At 66.1% G+C, this 19,110-nt stretch carries 14 protein-coding genes and 4 tRNA genes; 5 read left to right on the forward strand and 13 right to left on the reverse strand.

The window, feature by feature from the left end:
- Nucleotides 1–232 precede the first annotated feature (232 nt).
- The 13 genes from rplL to AC13GI_RS17395 form a co-directional block, all read right to left on the reverse strand.
- On the reverse strand, nt 233–598 hold the full coding sequence (gene rplL / locus AC13GI_RS17335; RefSeq protein ID WP_025879347.1) for a 50S ribosomal protein L7/L12: 366 nt from the start codon (nt 596–598) through the stop codon (nt 233–235).
- A 63-nt stretch (nt 599–661) separates the two neighbouring features.
- The gene (gene rplJ / locus AC13GI_RS17340; protein WP_004145252.1) at nt 662–1,198 is read right to left on the reverse strand and encodes a 50S ribosomal protein L10; all 537 of its coding nucleotides are present in this window, start codon (nt 1,196–1,198) and stop codon (nt 662–664) included.
- A 388-nt stretch (nt 1,199–1,586) separates the two neighbouring features.
- The gene (gene rplA, locus AC13GI_RS17345; RefSeq protein WP_089238989.1) at nt 1,587–2,285 is read right to left on the reverse strand and encodes a 50S ribosomal protein L1; all 699 of its coding nucleotides are present in this window, start codon (nt 2,283–2,285) and stop codon (nt 1,587–1,589) included.
- A 4-nt stretch (nt 2,286–2,289) separates the two neighbouring features.
- Entirely contained in the window at nt 2,290–2,718 is a 429-nt protein-coding gene (gene rplK, locus AC13GI_RS17350) for a 50S ribosomal protein L11 (protein ID WP_004145248.1), read from the reverse strand.
- 196 nt (nt 2,719–2,914) lie between these two features.
- Nucleotides 2,915–3,475, reverse strand: a complete 561-nt coding sequence (gene nusG, locus AC13GI_RS17355; RefSeq protein ID WP_025879350.1) for a transcription termination/antitermination protein NusG — start codon at nt 3,473–3,475, stop codon at nt 2,915–2,917.
- 10 nt (nt 3,476–3,485) lie between these two features.
- Nucleotides 3,486–3,899, reverse strand: a complete 414-nt coding sequence (gene secE, locus AC13GI_RS17360; RefSeq protein ID WP_099819134.1) for a preprotein translocase subunit SecE — start codon at nt 3,897–3,899, stop codon at nt 3,486–3,488.
- Between the two features lie 48 nt (nt 3,900–3,947).
- Nucleotides 3,948–4,023: transfer RNA gene (locus AC13GI_RS17365), tRNA-Trp, on the reverse strand.
- 101 nt (nt 4,024–4,124) lie between these two features.
- On the reverse strand, nt 4,125–5,315 hold the full coding sequence (gene tuf, locus AC13GI_RS17370; protein ID WP_089238985.1) for an elongation factor Tu: 1,191 nt from the start codon (nt 5,313–5,315) through the stop codon (nt 4,125–4,127).
- A 39-nt stretch (nt 5,316–5,354) separates the two neighbouring features.
- Nucleotides 5,355–5,430: transfer RNA gene (locus tag AC13GI_RS17375), tRNA-Thr, on the reverse strand.
- Nucleotides 5,431–5,478: 48 nt separating this feature from the next.
- Nucleotides 5,479–5,552 (reverse strand) — tRNA-Gly (locus tag AC13GI_RS17380).
- Between the two features lie 26 nt (nt 5,553–5,578).
- A tRNA-Tyr gene (locus AC13GI_RS17385) sits at nt 5,579–5,664 on the reverse strand.
- A gap of 144 nt (nt 5,665–5,808) precedes the next feature.
- Nucleotides 5,809–6,819 carry an isoaspartyl peptidase/L-asparaginase family protein gene (locus tag AC13GI_RS17390; RefSeq protein WP_380658200.1) on the reverse strand — a complete coding sequence of 337 codons (1,011 nt, stop codon included), beginning with the start codon at nt 6,817–6,819 and terminating at the stop codon, nt 5,809–5,811.
- Nucleotides 6,820–6,984: 165 nt separating this feature from the next.
- Nucleotides 6,985–8,004, reverse strand: coding sequence for a cyanophycinase (locus AC13GI_RS17395; protein WP_482996922.1), 1,020 nt, complete (start codon nt 8,002–8,004; stop codon nt 6,985–6,987).
- A gap of 170 nt (nt 8,005–8,174) precedes the next feature.
- Here AC13GI_RS17395 and AC13GI_RS17400 point away from each other — a divergent pair, with 170 nt between their 5' ends.
- From AC13GI_RS17400 to AC13GI_RS17420, 5 genes are all read left to right on the forward strand, one after another.
- Nucleotides 8,175–10,913, forward strand: a complete 2,739-nt coding sequence (locus tag AC13GI_RS17400) for a TonB-dependent receptor plug domain-containing protein (RefSeq protein ID WP_482996923.1) — start codon at nt 8,175–8,177, stop codon at nt 10,911–10,913.
- Nucleotides 10,914–11,088: 175 nt separating this feature from the next.
- Nucleotides 11,089–13,854 carry a response regulator gene (locus AC13GI_RS17405; protein ID WP_482996924.1) on the forward strand — a complete coding sequence of 922 codons (2,766 nt, stop codon included), beginning with the start codon at nt 11,089–11,091 and terminating at the stop codon, nt 13,852–13,854.
- Nucleotides 13,851–15,068 carry an EAL domain-containing response regulator gene (locus tag AC13GI_RS17410; RefSeq protein WP_482996925.1) on the forward strand — a complete coding sequence of 406 codons (1,218 nt, stop codon included), beginning with the start codon at nt 13,851–13,853 and terminating at the stop codon, nt 15,066–15,068. The genes AC13GI_RS17405 and AC13GI_RS17410 overlap by 4 nt, the downstream gene beginning before the upstream one ends.
- Nucleotides 15,069–15,194: 126 nt before the next feature.
- Complete coding sequence (locus tag AC13GI_RS17415) at nt 15,195–18,395, forward strand: hybrid sensor histidine kinase/response regulator (protein ID WP_482996926.1); 3,201 nt, start codon at nt 15,195–15,197, stop codon at nt 18,393–18,395.
- A complete protein-coding gene (locus AC13GI_RS17420; protein WP_380657549.1) occupies nt 18,392–19,033 on the forward strand; it encodes a response regulator in 642 nt (213 codons plus the stop codon). The genes AC13GI_RS17415 and AC13GI_RS17420 overlap by 4 nt, the downstream gene beginning before the upstream one ends.
- The last annotated feature ends 77 nt before the right edge of the window (nt 19,034–19,110 follow it).

Genomic DNA, 19,110 nt, shown 5'->3' on the forward strand with positions numbered 1-19,110 from the left:
ACGCCTTCTCCCGCTACTTCCAACTGCCAACTCGTCTGCATCCACTCCCCTGCCGTCGCGCGTTGCGCTGGCCGACCAGGGTTTGACCGCAGCCCGTGTTGGGCTTTTTGCCGCTTTTCACATCCACGCATGGCGCGGATCTACAACACCGCAACAACGACCAAAGGCCGGGGGCTTACGCCCCCAGCCTTGGCTGCATCGCCGGATTTCGATGGCGACGCAAAGGAAGTGCTTACTTGACTTCGACAGTCGCGCCAGCAGCTTCCAGGTCCTTCTTCATCTTCTCGGCTTCGTCCTTCGAAGCGTTGTCCTTCAGGACGCCGCCGGCTTCGGCCAGGTCCTTCGCTTCCTTCAGGCCCAGGCCGGTGATGGCGCGGACGGCCTTGATGACTTCGACCTTCTTGTCGCCAGCGGTCTTCAGGGTGACGACGAATTCGGTCTGCTCTTCAACGACGGCAGCCGGGCCAGCCACAGCAGCGGCGACCGGAGCAGCAGCGGAGACGCCGAACTTCTCTTCGATGGCCTTGACCAGCTCCATCACTTCCATCAGGGACTTCTCGGCGATGGCGTCGACGATCTGTTCGTTGGTAAGGGACATGATAATTACCTTTGGATGTTTTTCTGGATTGAGGTTCCGTCAGGAACCACGATTAGTCGAAACTCAGGCGGTCTCGGCGGCCGGTTCAGCAGCGTCGGCGGCGACGTCGCCACCATTCTGCTTGTCGCCGATTGCCTTGATGGCGCGGGCGAACATCGTGACCGGCTCGGTCAGGACGCGTGCCAGCATTGCCAGGGCCTGGTCGCGGGTCGGCAGCGAGGCCAACACGTCGACGTGGCTTGCCGGGAACACTTCACCACCGATTGCGACGACCTTGGCCTTCAGCTTGTCGTTGCCCTTGGCGGCTTCCTTGATCAGGCGACCGGCAGCACCGGGCTCCTCGAGCGAGAACGCGTACAGCAGCGGACCAACCATCTGGTCCTGTGCGACTGCGAACTCGGTGCCTTCAACAGCACGCGACGCCAGGGTGTTCTTGACAACTTTCAAGAAAACGCCGGTTTCACGAGCCTGCTTGCGCATCGCGGTCATCTGGGCGACCGTGGTGCCAGCGTATTCGGCTGCGATCAAGGAGTGGGCCTTGGCGGCGATGTCTGCCAGCTCCGCGACTACTTCTTGCTTCTGGGACAGATTGAGAGCCATTGCACTCCTCCGATTGAACTCCGCTTACGGCTCCTGCCGTGTGCGGTCCTGTGCGGCATCCGTCCTGGACGCCGGGAACATCGGAATGATGTTCCGGGGGGTGGGCCGTTCTAGACCTGGAGTGGGCCAACCTGGGTAACCCCAGACGTGCGTGAACCAGAAAAACTCCAGAAGGGCACCATCTACGCAGGGTGATTCCGAGGAATCGATTAAGCGTTCGTGGCTGCTCCGGCGGCGACTCCCTGCCAAATCGTGCTTCCTTGCCCGTCGCCGGCATACCACGACCGCACCTGCGGTCTTTGACGGCTACCACCGGCGATGGGTTGCCGGCGATGCCTTCAAATGTCACGGCCGCGGGACCCGAGGGACCCGCGATCGCTTGAAACGATTACTTCAGGCTCAGCGACGACTGGTCGACGGTGACGCCCGGGCCCATCGTCGAGCTGACCGACACCTTCTGCAGGTACAGGCCCTTCGAGGTGGCCGGCTTGGCCTTGATCAGGTCCAGCAGCAGCGCGGTCAGGTTCGACTTCAGCGCGTCTTCGGCGAAGTCGGCCTTGCCGATGGTGCAGTGGATGATGCCGGCCTTGTCGGTGCGGTAACGCACCTGCCCCGACTTGGCATTCTTCACAGCCTCACCCGGGTTCGGGGAGACGGTGCCGACCTTCGGGTTCGGCATCAGGCCGCGCGGGCCCAGCACGGTACCCAGCTTGCCGACGACGCGCATTGCGTCCGGGGTCGCGATCACGACGTCGTAGTTCAGATCGCCGGCCTGCATCTTCTCGGCCAGGTCGTCCATACCGACGGCTTCGGCACCAGCGGCCAGGGCTTCATCAGCCTTGGCACCGGCCGGAGCGAAGACAGCGACGCGGACCGACTTGCCGGTACCTGCCGGCAGCACGGTGGAGCCACGGACCTGCTGGTCGGACTTCTTCGCGTCGACGCCCAGGCGCACAGCAACGTCGATCGACTCGACGAACTTGGCCTTGGTGGCGGTCTTCAGGATGTTGATTGCGTCCTCGAAGGCATACGCCTTACCCGGGACAACGGCGGCCTTGATGGCCTTTTCGCGCTTGTTCTGTGCCATCTGATTAACCCTCCACCACGAGGCCCATGGAACGGGCAGAGCCAGCGATGGTACGCACGGCGGCGTCCAGGTCGGCGGCAGTCAGATCCGGTTCCTTCGCCTTGGCGATCTCTTCCAGCTGCTTACGGGTGACCTTGCCGACCTTCTCGGTGTTCGGGCGCTTGGAGCCCGACGAGATGCCAGCGGCCTTCTTCAGCAGGGTGGTGGCCGGGGTGCTCTTGGTGATGAAGGTGAACGTACGGTCCGAATAGGCCGTGATGATCACCGGAACCGGCAGACCCGGCTCGAGCTTCTGCGTGGCGGCATTGAAGGCCTTGCAGAATTCCATGATGTTCAGGCCGCGCTGACCCAGCGCAGGACCGACCGGCGGCGAGGGGTTGGCCTGACCGGCCTTCACCTGCAGCTTGATATAACCGACAACTTTCTTTGCCATGTGAGTACTCTCCGGGTGCTAGCGCCTTGCGACAACAGGCTCCCCATCGGACCGGGAATCACGCGTCCCGGCATCGCGTTTTGAAATCATGCCGAAGGCCACCTTTCGGTGGCCTCGTCCCGCCAGCTTCCCAACGGGAGCCGCGCAGCATATCAGGTTTTTTCTTCACATGCCTGAAGCGGCAGGTGAATTCAGATCAGACGGCCTTTTCGACCTGGCCGAACTCGAGCTCGACCGGGGTAGCGCGACCGAAGATCAACACGGAGACGCGCAGACGGCTCTTCTCGTAGTTGACCTCTTCGACGACACCATTGAAGTCGTTGAACGGACCTTCGGTGACGCGGACCATCTGGCCCGGCTCGAACAGCACCTTCGGACGCGGCTTCTCGACGCCTTCCTGGACACGGTTCAGGATCGCCTCGGCCTCGGAATCAGCGATCGGCAACGGACGATCAGCGGTTCCACCGATGAAGCCCATGACGCGCGGGGTTTCCTTGACCAGATGCCAGCTTTCGTTGTCGATGCGCGGAATGCCTGCTTCTTCGTGGGTCTCGATCTGGACCAGCACGTAACCCGGGAAGAACTTGCGCTCGGAACGGCGCTTCTGGCCGGCGCGCATTTCGATCACTTCCTCGGTCGGAACCAGGACGTCGCCGAAGCGCTCTTCCATGCCGTCACGGACGATGCGATCGCGCAGAGCCTGCGCCACCGACTTCTCGAAGCCCGAATAGGCGTGAACGACGTACCAACGCTTCATGCATTTCTCCTTAGCGGCTCAGGAACCACTGAGTCAGTTTCTGGATGAAGAAGTCGAACCCGCCCAGCAGCAAGCTGAGGATCAGGACGACGACAATCACCACCCAGGTCATGCGAATGGCTTCCTGGCGGGTCGGCCAAACCACTTTACGCAGTTCGAAACGCGACTCGGAGAGGAATTCGCGGGTGTCGCGCCCCTTGCCGGTCAGCATGAACACGCCGATACCGCCAACCAGGCCGACCACGACCGCCAACGCACGCAGCTGACCCGCCCACGAGCCCAGCTGGGCAGCGCGACCGGAATCGGCGGAGAACCAGAACCAGACGAACAGACCTGCCAGCACCAGCAACGATGCGAGGACGTACTTGACGATATCCCCGCCTTGCGCGGAGGTGTCCTTGGAATGTTCGATCTTGCTATTCATCAGGCTGTGTCTGCTTTAGCGGCAGGGCCGCTCGGTAAGGTGGGCAGATGGCACGCCAGGAGGGACTCGAACCCCCAACCTGCGGTTTTGGAGACCGCTGCTCTGCCAATTGAGCTACTGGCGTACGTAGAAAACTTGCCTTCCCTTAGACGGCGAAGGCGGACCGAGGTTCCCGGCCCGCCACTCGCCAGACCGGCAGCGCTATGCGACCGCCGGCATGCAGGCTTACTCGAGGATGGTGGCAACCACGCCAGCACCGACGGTACGGCCACCTTCGCGGATTGCGAAGCGCAGGCCGGCGTCCATGGCGACCGGGTTGATCAGGGTGACAACCATCTTGATGTTGTCGCCCGGCATCACCATCTCGACGCCTTCCGGCAGCTCGACCGCACCGGTGATGTCGGTGGTACGGAAGTAGAACTGCGGACGGTAGCCCTTGAAGAACGGGGTGTGACGGCCGCCTTCGTCCTTCGACAGCACGTAGACTTCGGCGTCGAACTTGGTGTGCGGCTTGATCGAACCCGGCTTTGCCAGAACCTGGCCACGCTCGACGTCGTCACGCTTGGTGCCGCGCAGCAGCAGACCGGCATTGTCGCCTGCCTGACCCTGGTCCAGCAGCTTGCGGAACATTTCCACGCCGGTCACGGTGGTCTTCTGCACCGGACGGATGCCGACGATTTCGATTTCTTCGCCGACCTTGATCACGCCGCGCTCGATACGACCGGTCACCACGGTGCCGCGGCCCGAGATCGAGAACACGTCTTCGACCGGCATCAGGAATGCCTTGTCGACGTCACGCTCCGGGGTCGGGATCCAGGTGTCCAGCGCCTCGACCAGCTTGATGACGGCCGGCACGCCGATGTCGCTCTGGTCGCCTTCCAGCGCCAGACGGGCCGAACCCGAGATGATCGGGGTGTCGTCGCCCGGGAAGTCGTACTTGCTCAGCAGCTCGCGGACTTCCATTTCGACCAGTTCCAGCAGCTCGGCATCGTCAACCATGTCGGCCTTGTTCAGGAACACGACGATGTACGGCACGCCGACCTGACGCGACAGCAGGATGTGCTCGCGGGTCTGCGGCATCGGGCCGTCAGCGGCCGAGCACACCAGGATCGCGCCGTCCATCTGGGCAGCACCGGTGATCATGTTCTTGACGTAGTCAGCATGGCCCGGGCAATCGACGTGGGCGTAGTGACGAACGGTGGATTCGTATTCGACGTGCGCGGTCGAGATCGTGATGCCACGTGCCTTTTCTTCCGGCGCGGCGTCGATCGCGGAGTAATCCTTGAACTCGCCACCAAAGCGCTCGGCACCGATCTTGGTCAGTGCGGCGGTCAGCGTGGTCTTGCCGTGGTCGACGTGACCGATGGTGCCGACGTTGACGTGCGGCTTGGTGCGCTCGAACTTACCCTTGGCCATGGCTGCTTATCTCGAATTCGTCTGGTGTGGTGCTGAAGATGGTGCTCACAAAAGGAATCGAACCTTCGACCTCTTCCTTACCAAGGAAGTGCTCTACCGACTGAGCTATGTGAGCGAGTTTTGCATTATGGCATGAACTCGATAATATTCAAAGTTCACTCAATGGAGCGGGAGACGGGGATCGAACCCGCACCATCAGCTTGGAAGGCTGAGGTTCTACCATTGAACTACTCCCGCACCGGGAATGTGCCACAACGTGAAGCTGGTGGAGGGAGGTGGATTCGAACCACCGAAGGCGTAAGCCAGCAGATTTACAGTCTGCCCCCGTTGGCCGCTTGGGTATCCCTCCTTTTACCACCCCGTCCCGTGCCGCCGAAGCGTTGCGGTGTGTGGTGGTGAGCCCGCAATTCTGGAGATGAAGCGGGGGTCTGTCAACGCTTTTTTTCACTTTTTTTCACACGCGTCGCAAACCCCTTGATACGCAAGGGTCTGCTCAGGGCAGTGCGATTGTCTCGTCGGCAAAGATGGCCACGTGGGCAACGCCATCGGCCCCGATCCAGCCCCGATACATGCCCTGGGTGTTGAACGGCGCTGCGGCTTTTCCGTCTGCGGAGAGCACGATTGCGCCGCCGTCGCCGCCCATCTGCGGAATCGCGTCGTTGATCACGCCCTTGCCCGCCTGTTCCGGCGATTGACCGAGGTAACGCATGCGCGCGCAGATCTCATGGGCGGCGGCGGTGCGGATGTAGTACTCGCCCCAACCGGTACCCGATACCGCACAACGCGCATCGGCCCAGGTGCCGGCACCGATGATCGGCGAGTCGCCGACACGGCCATAGCGCTTGTTGGTCATGCCGCCGGTGGAAGTGCCCGCAGCAAGATGGCCCTGCGCATCCAGGGCGACCGCACCGACCGTGCCGAAGTGCTTTGCGGTTTCCAGGTCGGCATGCGCCTGCCCGCTCGCTTCTTCCTTCAATGCACGCTGCAGCTGCTGCCAGCGCTTGTCGGTGCGGAAGTAGGAGGGGTCGACCAGGGTCACGCCCTGCTCGGTGGCGAAGGCTTCGGCGCCCTGCCCCACCATCATCACGTGCCTGGACTTCTGCATCACCGTCTGCGCGAGCAGGATCGGGTTGCGCACGCGCTGCACGCCGGCCACTGCGCCGGCTGCCTGGGTGGCCCCGTCCATCACCGCCGCGTCCAGTTCATTGCGGCCTTCGTGGGTGAACACCGCGCCCTTGCCCGCGTTGAAGGTCGGATCATCCTCGAGCACGGTGATGGCCGCGGTGACCGCCGCCAATGCCGGACGCCCGGCTGCCAGTTCGGCATGGCCCTTCAGCAATGCCGCCTTCAGCGCAGCGCGCGCGGCCTGTTCTTCCGCCGCGGAGAGATCCTTGCGCTCCACGCCGGCACCGCCGTGGATAACCAGCAGCGGTGAGGCAGCGGGTGCGGCCTGGGCCAGCAGTGGCAGGGACAACAGCGCGGACAGCGCCAGGCGCAGTTTCATGGAAGCAGATCTCCAGCAGGAAAGGGATTGGATTGCACGGTAGCGGGGGGGGGGCGCCCCCCCCCGCCCCCCCCCCCCCGCCGCCCCCCCCCGCCCCCGCCGCCCCATGCCCGGCGGAAGGCACCGCGCGGCGGCATCCGCCGGGCATGGCCCGGCGCTACCGGATCATTGGCGGATGACTTCAATCTCGCCGTCGCTGATGTCAGCCAAGGCCTGGTAGGCCGCGTCGGCCTGCAGGTCGTCCAGGCGCATGCGGCTGCCGCTGGCAACCACGGTGACCGGCACCGCGTGGAAGCGCAGGGGTTCACCTTCCACCAGCCGGTCGGCATCGCGTCCGGGGCTGACCACCCAGACCTTGCCTTCGCCGTCGGTGCTGTAGACCTGGGCCTGGCCGTCAGGCTCCACGCACAGGGCCGTATCTTCGTCGACGCCGATGCCGACCATGTCCGGGTCACCACTGTCATGCGCGGCGCGGGCCACGAACACGATCAGGCGGCCGAGACGGTCGCGCTTGTCGAAGTGGGTGTCGGTGACCACCCGCTGCAGGTAGGGCAGCTGCAGGAAGCCGCGATCCAAGGTGACGGCCTCGCCCATCGGGTCGGCCATGGCGCTGGCCGAATCGATGCTGCCGCCATCCAGCGCGCCATAGGCGTAGCCGCCGAGGATGGCCAGGCCGGCGCTGGTACCGGCAATCGGCTTGCCGGCGCGCACGTGGGCATTCAGTGCGCGGTTGAGCGCGGTACCCTTCCAGAAGCGGATGTAGCGGGACTGATCGCCGCCGGCGATGAAGATCGCATCGGCCGCAGCCACGACCCGCAGCACGGCCGGGTCGTCGGCGCCGCGGCGGCTGTCGAACACCAGGGTCTGCACGGCGGTGGTGCCGCCGATCTCGCGGTACAGGCGGTCCTGCAGCTCATCGGTGCCGGAGGCGCGCAGGATCAGCACGCGACCATTGCCGGCCTGGCGCAGCCACCACTGGAAGGCCTCGGGGACCCATTCGCCGCCGCCCATCAGCATCATCGCGGGGGCGCGCGGACCGGGCCGCGGCGCATCCAGATCACCCACTTCGTAGTAGGCGAAGCCCGGCTCCATCAGCTCCTGTGCAGCTGCTGGCGAGGACCAGCAGAGCACCGACAGCAGCAAGGCGATGAGCGGGCCACGCAGCCCGTAGCGAAGGCGTCGCATCTTGATCTCCCTGAACAAAAACGACCTGCAACCGTTTTCACTCTTTGCCAGACATATCCCCAGTAGTCAAGGACATAAAAAAGGCGTTAAATGCGCGCGCCCATTCCTGAAATGTGAATGGGGGACAGGGCCCCTCCTCTGTGGGCCGGCATTACTTCCGAGAATTTCTCATGCGTAGACAGGCGATGGCGTGGTCGATCCAGCTGGCGTTGATGGGCGTTGCTGCTTCGGCGGCAGCACAGACTCCCGCTTCCTCTTCGGTACAACAGCTGGATGCGGTGCAGGTGACCGGCTCGCGCATCCCGCGCGCCCAGGTGGAAGGACCGGCGCCGATCACTGTCATCAACGCAGAGCAGATCCGCTCCAGCGGCTTCACCACCGTGCCGGACGTGCTGCGCGCGATGACCCAGAACGGCGGTGAGACGCAGAGCCAGCAGTCCTCCGGCGGCGCCGACTTCTCGCCAGGCGCGCAGCAGGTCGACCTGCGTGGGCTGGGGCCGAACCACACCCTGGTGCTGGTCAACGGCCGCCGCATCGCCGACTTCCCGATGCCGTTCAAGGGCCGCAGCAACTTCACCGATGTGTCCAACATTCCGCTGGGCATGATCGACCGCATTGAGGTGCTGACCGGCAGCGCATCGGCGATCTACGGCTCGGATGCGATCGCCGGCGTGGTCAATTTCATCCTGAAGAAGAAGGCCGATGGCACCACCATCGACATGCGCATGGGCACCACCACCGAAGGCGGTGGTGAGTCGTTCGACATGAGCCTGGCCAGCGGCTTCAGCAGTGGCAACTTCAACGCGGTATACAGCGTCGAACTGCAGTCGCAGACGCCGCTGTGGGCCTACGGCCGCGACATCCAGGACTCGACCCAGGACGGCCCGACCGAAGGCGCGCGCATCGCCCGTCGCTCCTATCTGCGCACCGATTACAACGATGACTACCTGGATCCGGGCGCAGCGACCTGTGATGCACTGTCCGCGCAGAACCAGGGCAGCACCTACCGCGCGTTCCGCCCGCGCTACGGCTACTACTGCGGCAGCGACAGCGCGATCGGTTACGGCACGATCCTCAGCAAGCGCCGCGGCGCCAACGGCTATGCCTCGCTCAGCTACGACTTCGACAACGGCCAGCAGTGGTTCGCCGACGTGCAGCTGGGCTACCACACGATGTCGCTGATGCGCGATGTCACCAAGTGGGGCCGCATGGCCGCCGACGGCGATGAGTCGGGCTACTTCAACAATGAAGCGACCGGCGAGATCGAGTTCTGGCAGCGCCAGTTCTCGCCCGAGGAAATGGGCGGGCTGGACAATGCGATGGTGCGCAGCACGCAGAAGACCTTCAGCGTGACCACCGGCTTCAAGGGCAACCTGACCGGCAGCTGGGACTACGAAGCGTCACTGAGCCATTCGCAGTACCAGTCGCGGATCAGCTGGGCGCAGATCATCGCGTCCAAGGCCAACGACCTGTTCCTGGGCCCGCAGCTGGGCGAGGACGATGACGGCTTCCCGATCTACAACGCCGATCCGTCGCGCCTGTACCGGCCGCTGACACGTGCCGAGTACGATTCGATCGCCGCACGCACCACCTATACGCCGAAGTCGCGCACCGAGACGGCGGCGCTGACGCTGACCAATGGCTCACTGTTCACCCTGCCCGGTGGCGACGCCGGCTTCGCCGCGACGGTGGAAGTGGGCCAGCAGGCCTATGCGCTCAACCCCGATCCGTTGGCGACCGGCTATTACTACTACAGCTGGAAGGATTCGGACGGCAAGGGCTCGCGCAACCGCTGGGCGACCGCTGCCGAGCTGCGCATGCCGCTGCATGAAACGGTGAACCTGAGCGTGGCCGGGCGTTACGACCAGTACCGTTATTCGGGCCACACCATCGGCAAGGCAACCTGGAGCGGCGGCCTGGAATGGCGTCCGATCGACACGCTGCTGGTGCGCGGTTCGTACGGCACCGCGTTCCGCGCGCCGGACCTGCACTATGTTTTCGCCGGCCCGGGCAACGACGAGACCAGCGCGGAAGATCTGTACAACTGCCGCGCCGATGCCGCCGATGACTGCGCCGACTACGAGCGCAACGTGATCCGCAGCCGCAGTGGCAACCGCGAGCTGGACCCGGAAACCAGCACCTCCTGGAGCGCTGGCTTCGTGTGGTCGCCGGCCGCCGGCCTGGACCTGTCGGCCGACTGGTTCAACATCGACATGCGCGACCAGGTGCAGGACATGGACGTGCGTACGATTCTGGCCAGCGAAGCGAACTGCCGGCTGGGCAGCGCCGACCCCGCCTCGCCGACCTGCGTGGACGCCCTGGCCCGCATCACCCGCACTGCCGATGGCCGCCTGTATGGCGTGCATGTGAACCCGATCAACGTTGCGCGTGAGTCCACCTCCGGCATCGACGTCGGCCTGCGCTACCGCCTGCAGACCGGCATCGGCGACTTCATCTTCAATGGCACCCACACCTGGGTGAAGAAGCATGACTTCCAGCGCTATGCCGGTGATGTGACCGAAGACCAGTTCGCGATCAACAGCGGTTTCGATATACCGCGCACCAAGACCAGCGTCAGCGTGACCTGGGAGAAGGATGCCTGGTCGGCCACCGTGTACGGCTCGCGCCTGGGCAAGCTGCCGACCTCGGACAGCTACGACCAGGTGTTCGACGAGGAGAGCGGCGACAGCCCGTGGATCAAGGCGACCTACCGCTACAACGCCTCGCTGCAGTACCGCTTCGACGATCACTCGCGGTTGTCGCTGTCGGTGGTCAATGTGTTCAACAAGATGCCGCCGAAGGACAGGACCTATACCGCGTACCCGTACTACGACGTGTCCTGGTTCGACAGCGTCGGCCGCACCATCAACCTGCAGTACACGCACAAGTTCGGCGGCAGCGCGCTGTAAGGGCGCCGCTGCTGGAGGCACGTTACAGACCCCCGCTTCGGCGGGGGTCTTTTTTTACCCGGCCCCAGCGCCAGCCTGAACGGTTCCTCGCCGGTGGTCTCCTGCACGGGGTGCAGGCGGCTTTTTAGGACATGGCTGATTCCGGGCGGGTGACCGTCCTCCCTAGGATCGGTGCATGTTCCGATTCCCTCGCCCTTCCCTGCCCCTGGTCGCGCCGCCGACCACCGCTTCGGTGCTGCTGCGCTGGCTGACGGTGTGCATGTTCCTGTGCCTGGCGGCCGCCACCGGCTTCTACCTGCTGACCGCGCTGACCGAAGACATCTCCAGCCACCGCCGCGACATGAATGCCGCCGCGTACAGGGCGCAGATCTACTTCGACCAGCGCGAGGCCCTGCTGCGCTACCTGGGCGATTCGGTGGTGGTGGGTGATCCGTCGGTAGCGTCCAGCGAAGGTGTGCGCCAGCTGCCATTGGACGGGCCGGGCGGCAAGCCTGGCCAGCGCCTGCTGCTGTCGCCGCGCGCGGAGCACACGCTGCAGACCCTGCAGACCCATCTGCTGCTGGTCGATGCGCAGGGAACGCATTGGCTGGCGGGTGGCCAGGCCAACGTGGACATCGCCGGCCTGCCCACGTTGCAGGTGCTGCGGCAGCGCAGCGGCACGCTTGCCGGTACCGATCCGGTGTACTGGCTGCGCGCGGGCGATGCCGGGGTCGCCCTGGCCCAACCGGTACAGGCCGGGCCGCAGCCGAGCCAGTGGCTGATGCTGCTGCTGGACGGTGCGGCCGCCTCGGACATGATCGATGGCCAGGGCATCGGCGGCTACGCCCTGCTGGACCGCGATGGACAGCCGGCCCTGTCGAGCCTGGCGCCACGGCTGGACAGTGCGGGCTGGAAAGCGCTGCAGCAGCGCCAGGACGACAGTTTCGGCGTGCTCTGGAGCACGGGCCTGCCGCGCGGCGTGGCCCTGGTCAAGGGGGTGGGCAATGACGGCTGGCGGCTGGTCTATCACCTGCCTCCGCGCCTGCTGCTTGGCGACATGGCGACTTCACTGCTGATCAGCGGTGCCTTGCTGCTGCTGGCTGGCATTGCCCTGCGCCTGCTGCGGCACCGCGTCGACCGCCAGCTGATCCAACCGGCCCTGCTGCAGCACCGGCGCTTGCTGGAAAGCCTGGATTTCAGTTCGACGGTGATCGACCTGGCGCCGGTCGGCATCTGTGTCCTGCGTCGCAGTGACCGCCAGCTGCTGCTGTCCAACCAGCTGCTGCGCGACTGGCTGGGCGAGGACGGCACCGACAGCGATTGGCAGGCACCGTGGCGCGGGCATGCCGGCGAACGCGGTCGCGGGCTGGAGTTCACCGCACGCGACGGTCGCCAGCTGCAGGTGCTGCATGCGGCCTGCCGTTACCAGGATGATGACGTGCTGCTGTGCGTGTTCCATGACATCTCACGCCATCGGCAGGCGCAGGCGGCACTGTCCTCGGCGCGGCAGGCGGCCGACGCCGCCAACCAGGCCAAGAGTGCGTTCCTGGCGACCATGAGCCATGAAATCCGCACGCCGCTGTACGGGGTGCTTGGCACGCTGGAGCTGCTCGGCCGCACGCCGCTGGATGCGCGCCAGTCGCAGTACCTGCGCACCATCGAAAGTTCCTCGTCGGTGCTGCTGCAGCTGATCAGCGACGTGCTGGATGTGTCCAAGATCGAGTCGGGCCAGCTGAGCCTGGAACCGGCATCGTTCTCGCCGCGCGAGCTGACCGAAAGCGTGCTGCGCAGCTTCGCTGCTGCGGCCACGCGCAAGGGCCTGCAGGTACTGGTCTGCACCGATCCACGGTTGCCGACACGGGTGCTCGGCGATGCCGACCGGATCCGCCAGGTGCTGGGCAACCTGCTCAGCAACGCCATCAAGTTCACCGAGCATGGCCGGGTAGTGCTGCGCGTGCGTCTGGTGCAGCGCGAAGGCGAGTCGAGCGTGCTGGCCTGGCAGGTCACCGATACCGGCGTGGGCATCGCCACCGAGGAACAGGCGCGCCTGTTCGAGCCCTTCCGCCAGGTTCGTGGCGCCGCCAGCGCGCAGGGTACCGGGCTGGGCCTGTCGATCAGCGACCGCCTGGTGCGGTTGATGAGTGGCGAACTGCGCGTGGTCAGCGAACCGGGACTGGGCAGCAGTTTCACCGTGCGCCTGCCCTTGCCGGTGCTGGCCGCGACCGAGGACGGCCCGGCGTTGCTGGCCGAACCACCGGTCTACGTGCGCGGCCGCGATCGCGAGCTGGTCGACAGTGCCTGTGGCTGGCTACGCCGCTGGGGTGCCAATGCGCAGCCGCTGCAGGGCGATCCTGCCCTGCTCGACCACGGCGGCGCGATCCTGATGGATGGCGAGGCGGAACAGCCGCTGGCCTGGCAGGGACCGCGGGTGCTGGCCTCGATCGATGGTGGCGACCAACCCGCACCCGCTGCCGATGGCGCGCTGCTGGTCACCCTGCACGGCATGTCTTCGATCGCCCTGGCGGTTGCACGCCAGCAGCGGCAGTGCGCAACGCTGCCGACCGCAGCGCGCGATGTGCAACCGGGCCCGCTGGGACTGCGGGTGCTGGCCGTGGAAGACAATCCCATCAACCGGGTGATCCTGGCCGAACAGCTGCAGGCCCTGGGCTGCGAGGTGGAGCTTGCGCAGGATGGCGTCGAGGCGTTGCAGCTGTGCCAGACCCATGACTTCGACCTGGTGGTCACCGACATCAACATGCCGCGCATGGACGGCCACACCCTGGCGCGCCGGCTGCGGGCGGAGGGCACTCTGCTGCCCGTGATCGGCGCTACTGCCAACGCCACCGCCGAGGAGCGCGAGCGCTGCCTGGCCAGCGGCATGCAGGGCTATCTGAGCAAACCCATCGACATCGCACGCCTGCGTCAGGCGCTTTCCGCCGTTCGCCAAGGAGATCCCGCATGACCCGCCGTGTCCTGATCCTGGAAGACCAGCCGTTCCAACGTGGTTACCTCGTCAATCTGTTCAGCGCGCGTGCCGGCGTGCAGGTCGACGCCTGCGAAGACGTGGAGGCGGCGATCGCCCTGTGTGCCTGCCAGGCCTATGACCTGGTGGTGAGCGATCTGTTGATGCCGGGCCAGGATGGCATCCAGTTCATCCAGGCACTGGCCGCGCAGCCGCGCCCGCCGCGGCTTGCCGTGGTCAGCGCAGCCTCGCGGCGGATGATGAGTTCGGCGCGGTTGATGGCCGAATCACTGGGCCTGGACGTGGTCGGCCTGCTGGCCAAGCCGGTCGCCGCCAGCGATGTCGATGCGCTGCTTGATGCACTGGCGCAGGCGCGGCCAGCGGTGCGCACCAGCCCGGCGGCGCTGACGCCCGAGCCGGATGCGGCGCAGCTGCGACAGGCGCTGGCCGACGGCAGCCTGACCGCCTGGTTCCAGCCGAAGAAGTCGTTGCAGTCCGGGCGCGTGGTTGCCGCCGAGGCACTGGTGCGCTGGCGCCACCCGCAGCTGGGGACGCTGGCACCCGGCAGTTTCCTGCCGGCGCTGTGCCGGCATGGCCTGGAGGGCGAACTGCTACGCGGGATGCTCACCGCCAGCATCCGGGCACAGGCGCGCTGGCGCGCGCAGGGATTCCGCGTGCCGGTATCGATCAACCTGCCACCGCACCTGCTGGAGCAGTCCGATCTTCCGGATGAACTGCTGGCGCTGACCCTGGCCGCAGGCGGCACTCCGGCGGATCTGTGCTTTGAACTGATGGAGAACAGCACCACTCGCCACGTCAGCGACTTCTATGCAGGCGCGTGCCGGTTGCGGATGAAGGGCTTCGGTCTGGCCCAGGACGACTTCGGCCAAGGGCTGAGCTCGGTGCACAACCTGGTCAACACCCCCTTCACCGAGGTCAAGATCGATCGTGCGCTGGTCAGCGGTTGCGCGCGCGATCCCGCCCTGCACCTGACCCTGACCACGGTGATCGCGCTGGCCAACCAGCTCGGCCTGACCATCGTTGCCGAAGGCGTGGAGAGCGATGCCGATCTGGCCGCGCTGCGCCAGCTCGGCTGCAACCAGGTACAGGGTTTCCTGATTTCGCAGGCGCTGCCCTCCGACGACTTCACCCGTCTGCTGGACGAAGATGCTCCTGATGAGGGCGCGCGCGGCAGCCGTGCAGCGTCGCGCTGACAGGCGTGGCTGAAAGGCTTCACAATCCCATCAAGAGTCTTTGACGATCCTCTCTGCGCGGCGGTACCGGCCGTGCCCTGGGCCCTTCGGGCCGCCATCGACCGCCTACTGCTCCGAGACCTGTCCATGCCGGCCGAGGCCGCTCCCGTACGCCGACTCGCCCGCCGCTCCCTGCGTGTACATGCCCTGTTGATTGGCGTGGTGGTGCTGGCCACCCTGCAGGCCGGCCTGCTGCTGTCCACAGGCAGCCAGCTGTTCAACGAAGAAGAGGGCAAGATCCGCTATCACTTCCGTCGCCTGGACGGCACGCTGCAGGAACAGGAACGCTTCCTGCGGCAATGGCGCCTGCATGACGTGGGCAATCGCGGGCAGCCTGTGGACGAGGCCGCCTCAGGTACACAGCCCAGCCCGCTGTTCGCCAGTTTCGCGCGGATCGGTGCCGACGGCGGCGCTTCGACACAGGCAACGGCCGAACTGGGCGACCGCTTCCTGCGCTTCTACGGTGCTTTCTGGGCGGCCTCGCGGTTTCCACCGCCGCAGTGCCTGCTGGTCGATGGCCAGGGCCGCCGTGGCCTGCTTGCACCGATCCAGACAGTGCGTGGTGACCCGGGCCAGAGCAGTCCGCATCACCTGCAACCGGCGCTGACCGCCATCCACCAGGTCCTGCGCGAACGGCCGGCGCTGCGTCGCGGCAACGTGGTGTGGACGCCGGTGGCCTGGCGCGAGGGACAGACCCGGCTGCTTGCCATCGCGCACGCGCCGCAGGATGCCCGCCTGTGGGGCGAGAGCGAGGACGAGTCGCTGGCCGCAGTGGCCTGCCTGCTGGATCCCGGCCGCGTTGATGACTACCGCCAGGTGATGGGGACACCGGTGTTCGAACGGATGTCGCTGTTCGATGGCAACGGCCGCCTGCTGCTCGGTGATGCCAACGATGCCAGCCGCGCCGGCACTTCATGGCGCGCGGGCCTGGACGACCTGCTGTTCCGCATGCGCAGCGAACACGGCTGGCTGGCGGTGTATCACGTGGGCTGGCAACAGGTGTTCCAGCACCCGCGCGGGCCACTGCTGGGCAGCATGGTGGTGGCGTTGCTGCTGGCCACCGGTGGCGTGCTGATCCTGCGTGCCTACCGGCGCTCGGTGATCGAACCACTGCGCCGCAACCATGCGCGGTTGCTGGAAAGCGAGGCCTTCAGCCGCACCATCCTCGACAACGCGCCGATCGGGTTGTGCCTGCTGCGCCGTACCGATGGCCGCGTGTTGCTGGACAACGCGCTGGCACGTCAGTGGCTGGGGGAAGACCACGACGACGGTGGCTGGCACGGGCCCTGGCGACGCAGCGTGTTGGCCGCTGGCGGCACCACGGCAGGCGATGGCCTGGCCTACACCACGCCGGACAACCGCCACCTGCTGATCACCGCGACGCCCGCGCGCTATCGCGGCGCACCCGCCGTGCTGTGCCTGTTCATCGACCTCAGCAGCCAGCACGAGGCCGAACAGGTGCTGCAGCAGGCACGCCGTGCAGCCGACCAGGCCAACCGCGCCAAGAGCCAGTTCCTGGCCACCATGAGCCATGAGATACGCACCCCGCTGTACGGCGTGCTCGGCACGCTGGAGCTGCTGGGCCTGACCCCGCTGGATGCGCGCCAGCAGGACTACCTGGACACGATCCAGCGCTCCTCATCGACATTGATGCAGCTGATCAGCGACATCCTGGATGTCAGCAAGGCCGAGGCCGACCAGCTGAGCCTGGAGCCCGGCGCGTTCGACCCGGTGCGGTTGACCGAGGACGCGCTGGACTCCTACGCCGCTGCCGCCGCCCACAAGGGCCTGCAGTTCTATGCCTGCATCGATCCGGACGTGCCGGCTGCGGTCAACGGTGATGCCGCGCGCATCCGCCAGATCCTCAACAATCTGATCAGCAATGCGCTGAAGTTCACCGACAGCGGCCGGGTCGTGGTGCGCCTGGGTGCACAGCGCATTGATGAACGCTGCTGGCTGCGCTGGCAGGTGGCCGATACCGGCATCGGCATTGCCAGCGAGCACCAGGCACATCTGTTCGAACCTTTCTTCCAGGCCAACCCCGGCACCGATGCGATGCGCGGCACCGGATTGGGCCTGGCGATCTGTGCGCACCTGACCACGATGATGGACGGCCACCTGCGGGTGGTCAGCGAAAGCGGCCTGGGCAGCAGTTTCTCGGTCGAGCTACCGCTGCCCGAGGCAACACCCGATCCATTGCAGGCGGCTTCACCGCGATTGCCGCCAGCGTTGCCGGTGCACGTGCGCGGCAGCGTCCGCGAGTTCGCACAATCGATATGCGAGCGGTTGCAGCAGCGCGGCGCACAGGCCAGCGTGCATCGCGACGATGCGCCGGAGCTTGCCGATCCCGGCGCGGTGATGCTCGACCTGGTGCTGGACGAGGGCACGCCCACGTGGAGTGGACCGCAGGTGGTGGCGTGCCGCGAAGGCGGAATGCAGCCACAGCAGGTGCAGGCACATTGGCAGGTCGGCGTGCATCGTCTGGATGCGATCGTGCTCGCGCTGGCGGCTGCGGCCGGGCGAGCAGTGCCCGCAGAGGTCAACGGACGTCTGCCGGCGCCACGCAGGTTCGGGCTGCAGGTTCTTGTCGCCGAAGACAACCCGATCAACCAGGCGATCCTGCGTGGCCAGCTGGAGCAGCTCGGCTGCCACGCCGTGGTCGCCAGTGACGGCAATGAAGCCCTGCACTATTGGCCGCAGCGTCCCTTCACCCTGGTGTTGACCGACCTCAACATGCCTGGACTGGATGGTTACGGACTGGCCCGTGCACTGCGCGCGCGTGGGGTTGACGTACCGATCCACGGCGCCACCGCCAACGCCGACCCCGCCGAACGGCAACGCTGCCACGAGGCGGGAATGCAGGGCGTACTGGTCAAGCCGATCACCCTGGCAGCACTGCAGCGCCTGCTGACCCAGGTTGCGGCCCAGCCGCACCGCGGCCCCATCGACGACCAAGCCGATGCTCCCCTGCAGGTTCCGGAAACCATGCAGGCGCTGTTCGTGCAGACCATGCAGGCCGACCTGGACAGCCTGCAGCGGGCGATCGACGATGCCGCGCCGGAACGCGTGGCACAGGTGCTGCACCGCATCCGCGGCGCACTGGTGATCGTTGGCGCACCGGCACTGGTGGCGCACGGCCAGCAGATCGAACAGCAGATCGGCGACGGCGACGCGTTGCCTGCCCTCGCCTCGGCGCTCGCGCATTTCCAACGGCGCCTGCGCCGGCTGCTGCAACCCCTGGTGCACGTCGCCGCCCCCTCATCCCCCAGCAAGCCGACACCACCATGACCACCCGCATCCTCATCGCTGACGACCACCCGATCGTGCTTGCCGGCATCCGCGATGTCCTGGCCGGCGAACTGGACCTGGACGTGGTCGGCGAGGCCGCCGATCCGGCGACCTTGGTCGAGCTGATGACGAGCACCCTGCCCCATGCGGTGATCACCGACTACAGCATGCCCGGGGGGGACAGCTTCGGCGATGGCATCAAGCTGATCTCGTTCCTGCGCCGCAGCTTCCCCGATGTGCGTCTGCTGGTGTTGACGATGGTCTCCAACCCCTCGCTGGTGGCGGCCATGTATGCAGCCGGTGCCAGCGGCGTGGTGCTCAAGAGCCACGGCCTGGGCAGCCTGGTGCAGGCGCTGCGCACGGTGCTGGCCGACCGCATCTACCGCCCACCGGGCCTGCTGCCGGTTGCCGCCGCAGAACCGGCGGATGCCGAGGCGGTGCTGGCGCGCCTCTCGCCGCGCGAACTCGAAGTCATCCGTCTGTTCACCGGCGGCATGAGCGTGGGCGACATCGCCCGCCAGCTGCAGCGCAGTGCGAAGACGGTCAGCACGCAGAAAATCAACGCGATGCGCAAACTGGGCGTGGACAGCGACCAGGCGCTGATCGAGTACTGCCTGCAGTCGTCGATGTTCGGCTGAGGCCTCCACATCGCTGAACCGTGCCCCGCCTCTGTGCAGGGCACGACGTGCTTTAGGAAACGCCTGATTCCATCGGA

It is taken from the genome of Stenotrophomonas sp. 82F1 (genome assembly GCF_056861525.1).

What these genes read in the sequence shown, in the direction of transcription:
- nusG (WP_025879350.1), bottom strand. Translation starts at nt 3,475, where the DNA reads ATGAAGCGTTGGTACGTCGTTCACGCCTATTCGGGCTTCGAGAAGTCG.
- AC13GI_RS17400 (WP_482996923.1), top strand. Translation starts at nt 8,175, where the DNA reads ATGCGTAGACAGGCGATGGCGTGGTCGATCCAGCTGGCGTTGATGGGC.
- AC13GI_RS17405 (WP_482996924.1), top strand. Translation starts at nt 11,089, where the DNA reads ATGTTCCGATTCCCTCGCCCTTCCCTGCCCCTGGTCGCGCCGCCGACC.
- rplA (WP_089238989.1), bottom strand. Translation starts at nt 2,285, where the DNA reads ATGGCACAGAACAAGCGCGAAAAGGCCATCAAGGCCGCCGTTGTCCCG.
- secE (WP_099819134.1), bottom strand. Translation starts at nt 3,899, where the DNA reads ATGAATAGCAAGATCGAACATTCCAAGGACACCTCCGCGCAAGGCGGG.
- AC13GI_RS17395 (WP_482996922.1), bottom strand. Translation starts at nt 8,004, where the DNA reads ATGCGACGCCTTCGCTACGGGCTGCGTGGCCCGCTCATCGCCTTGCTG.
- AC13GI_RS17410 (WP_482996925.1), top strand. Translation starts at nt 13,851, where the DNA reads ATGACCCGCCGTGTCCTGATCCTGGAAGACCAGCCGTTCCAACGTGGT.
- AC13GI_RS17420 (WP_380657549.1), top strand. Translation starts at nt 18,392, where the DNA reads ATGACCACCCGCATCCTCATCGCTGACGACCACCCGATCGTGCTTGCC.
- rplK (WP_004145248.1), bottom strand. Translation starts at nt 2,718, where the DNA reads ATGGCAAAGAAAGTTGTCGGTTATATCAAGCTGCAGGTGAAGGCCGGT.
- AC13GI_RS17390 (WP_380658200.1), bottom strand. Translation starts at nt 6,819, where the DNA reads ATGAAACTGCGCCTGGCGCTGTCCGCGCTGTTGTCCCTGCCACTGCTG.
- rplL (WP_025879347.1), bottom strand. Translation starts at nt 598, where the DNA reads ATGTCCCTTACCAACGAACAGATCGTCGACGCCATCGCCGAGAAGTCC.
- AC13GI_RS17415 (WP_482996926.1), top strand. Translation starts at nt 15,195, where the DNA reads ATGCCGGCCGAGGCCGCTCCCGTACGCCGACTCGCCCGCCGCTCCCTG.
- tuf (WP_089238985.1), bottom strand. Translation starts at nt 5,315, where the DNA reads ATGGCCAAGGGTAAGTTCGAGCGCACCAAGCCGCACGTCAACGTCGGC.
- rplJ (WP_004145252.1), bottom strand. Translation starts at nt 1,198, where the DNA reads ATGGCTCTCAATCTGTCCCAGAAGCAAGAAGTAGTCGCGGAGCTGGCA.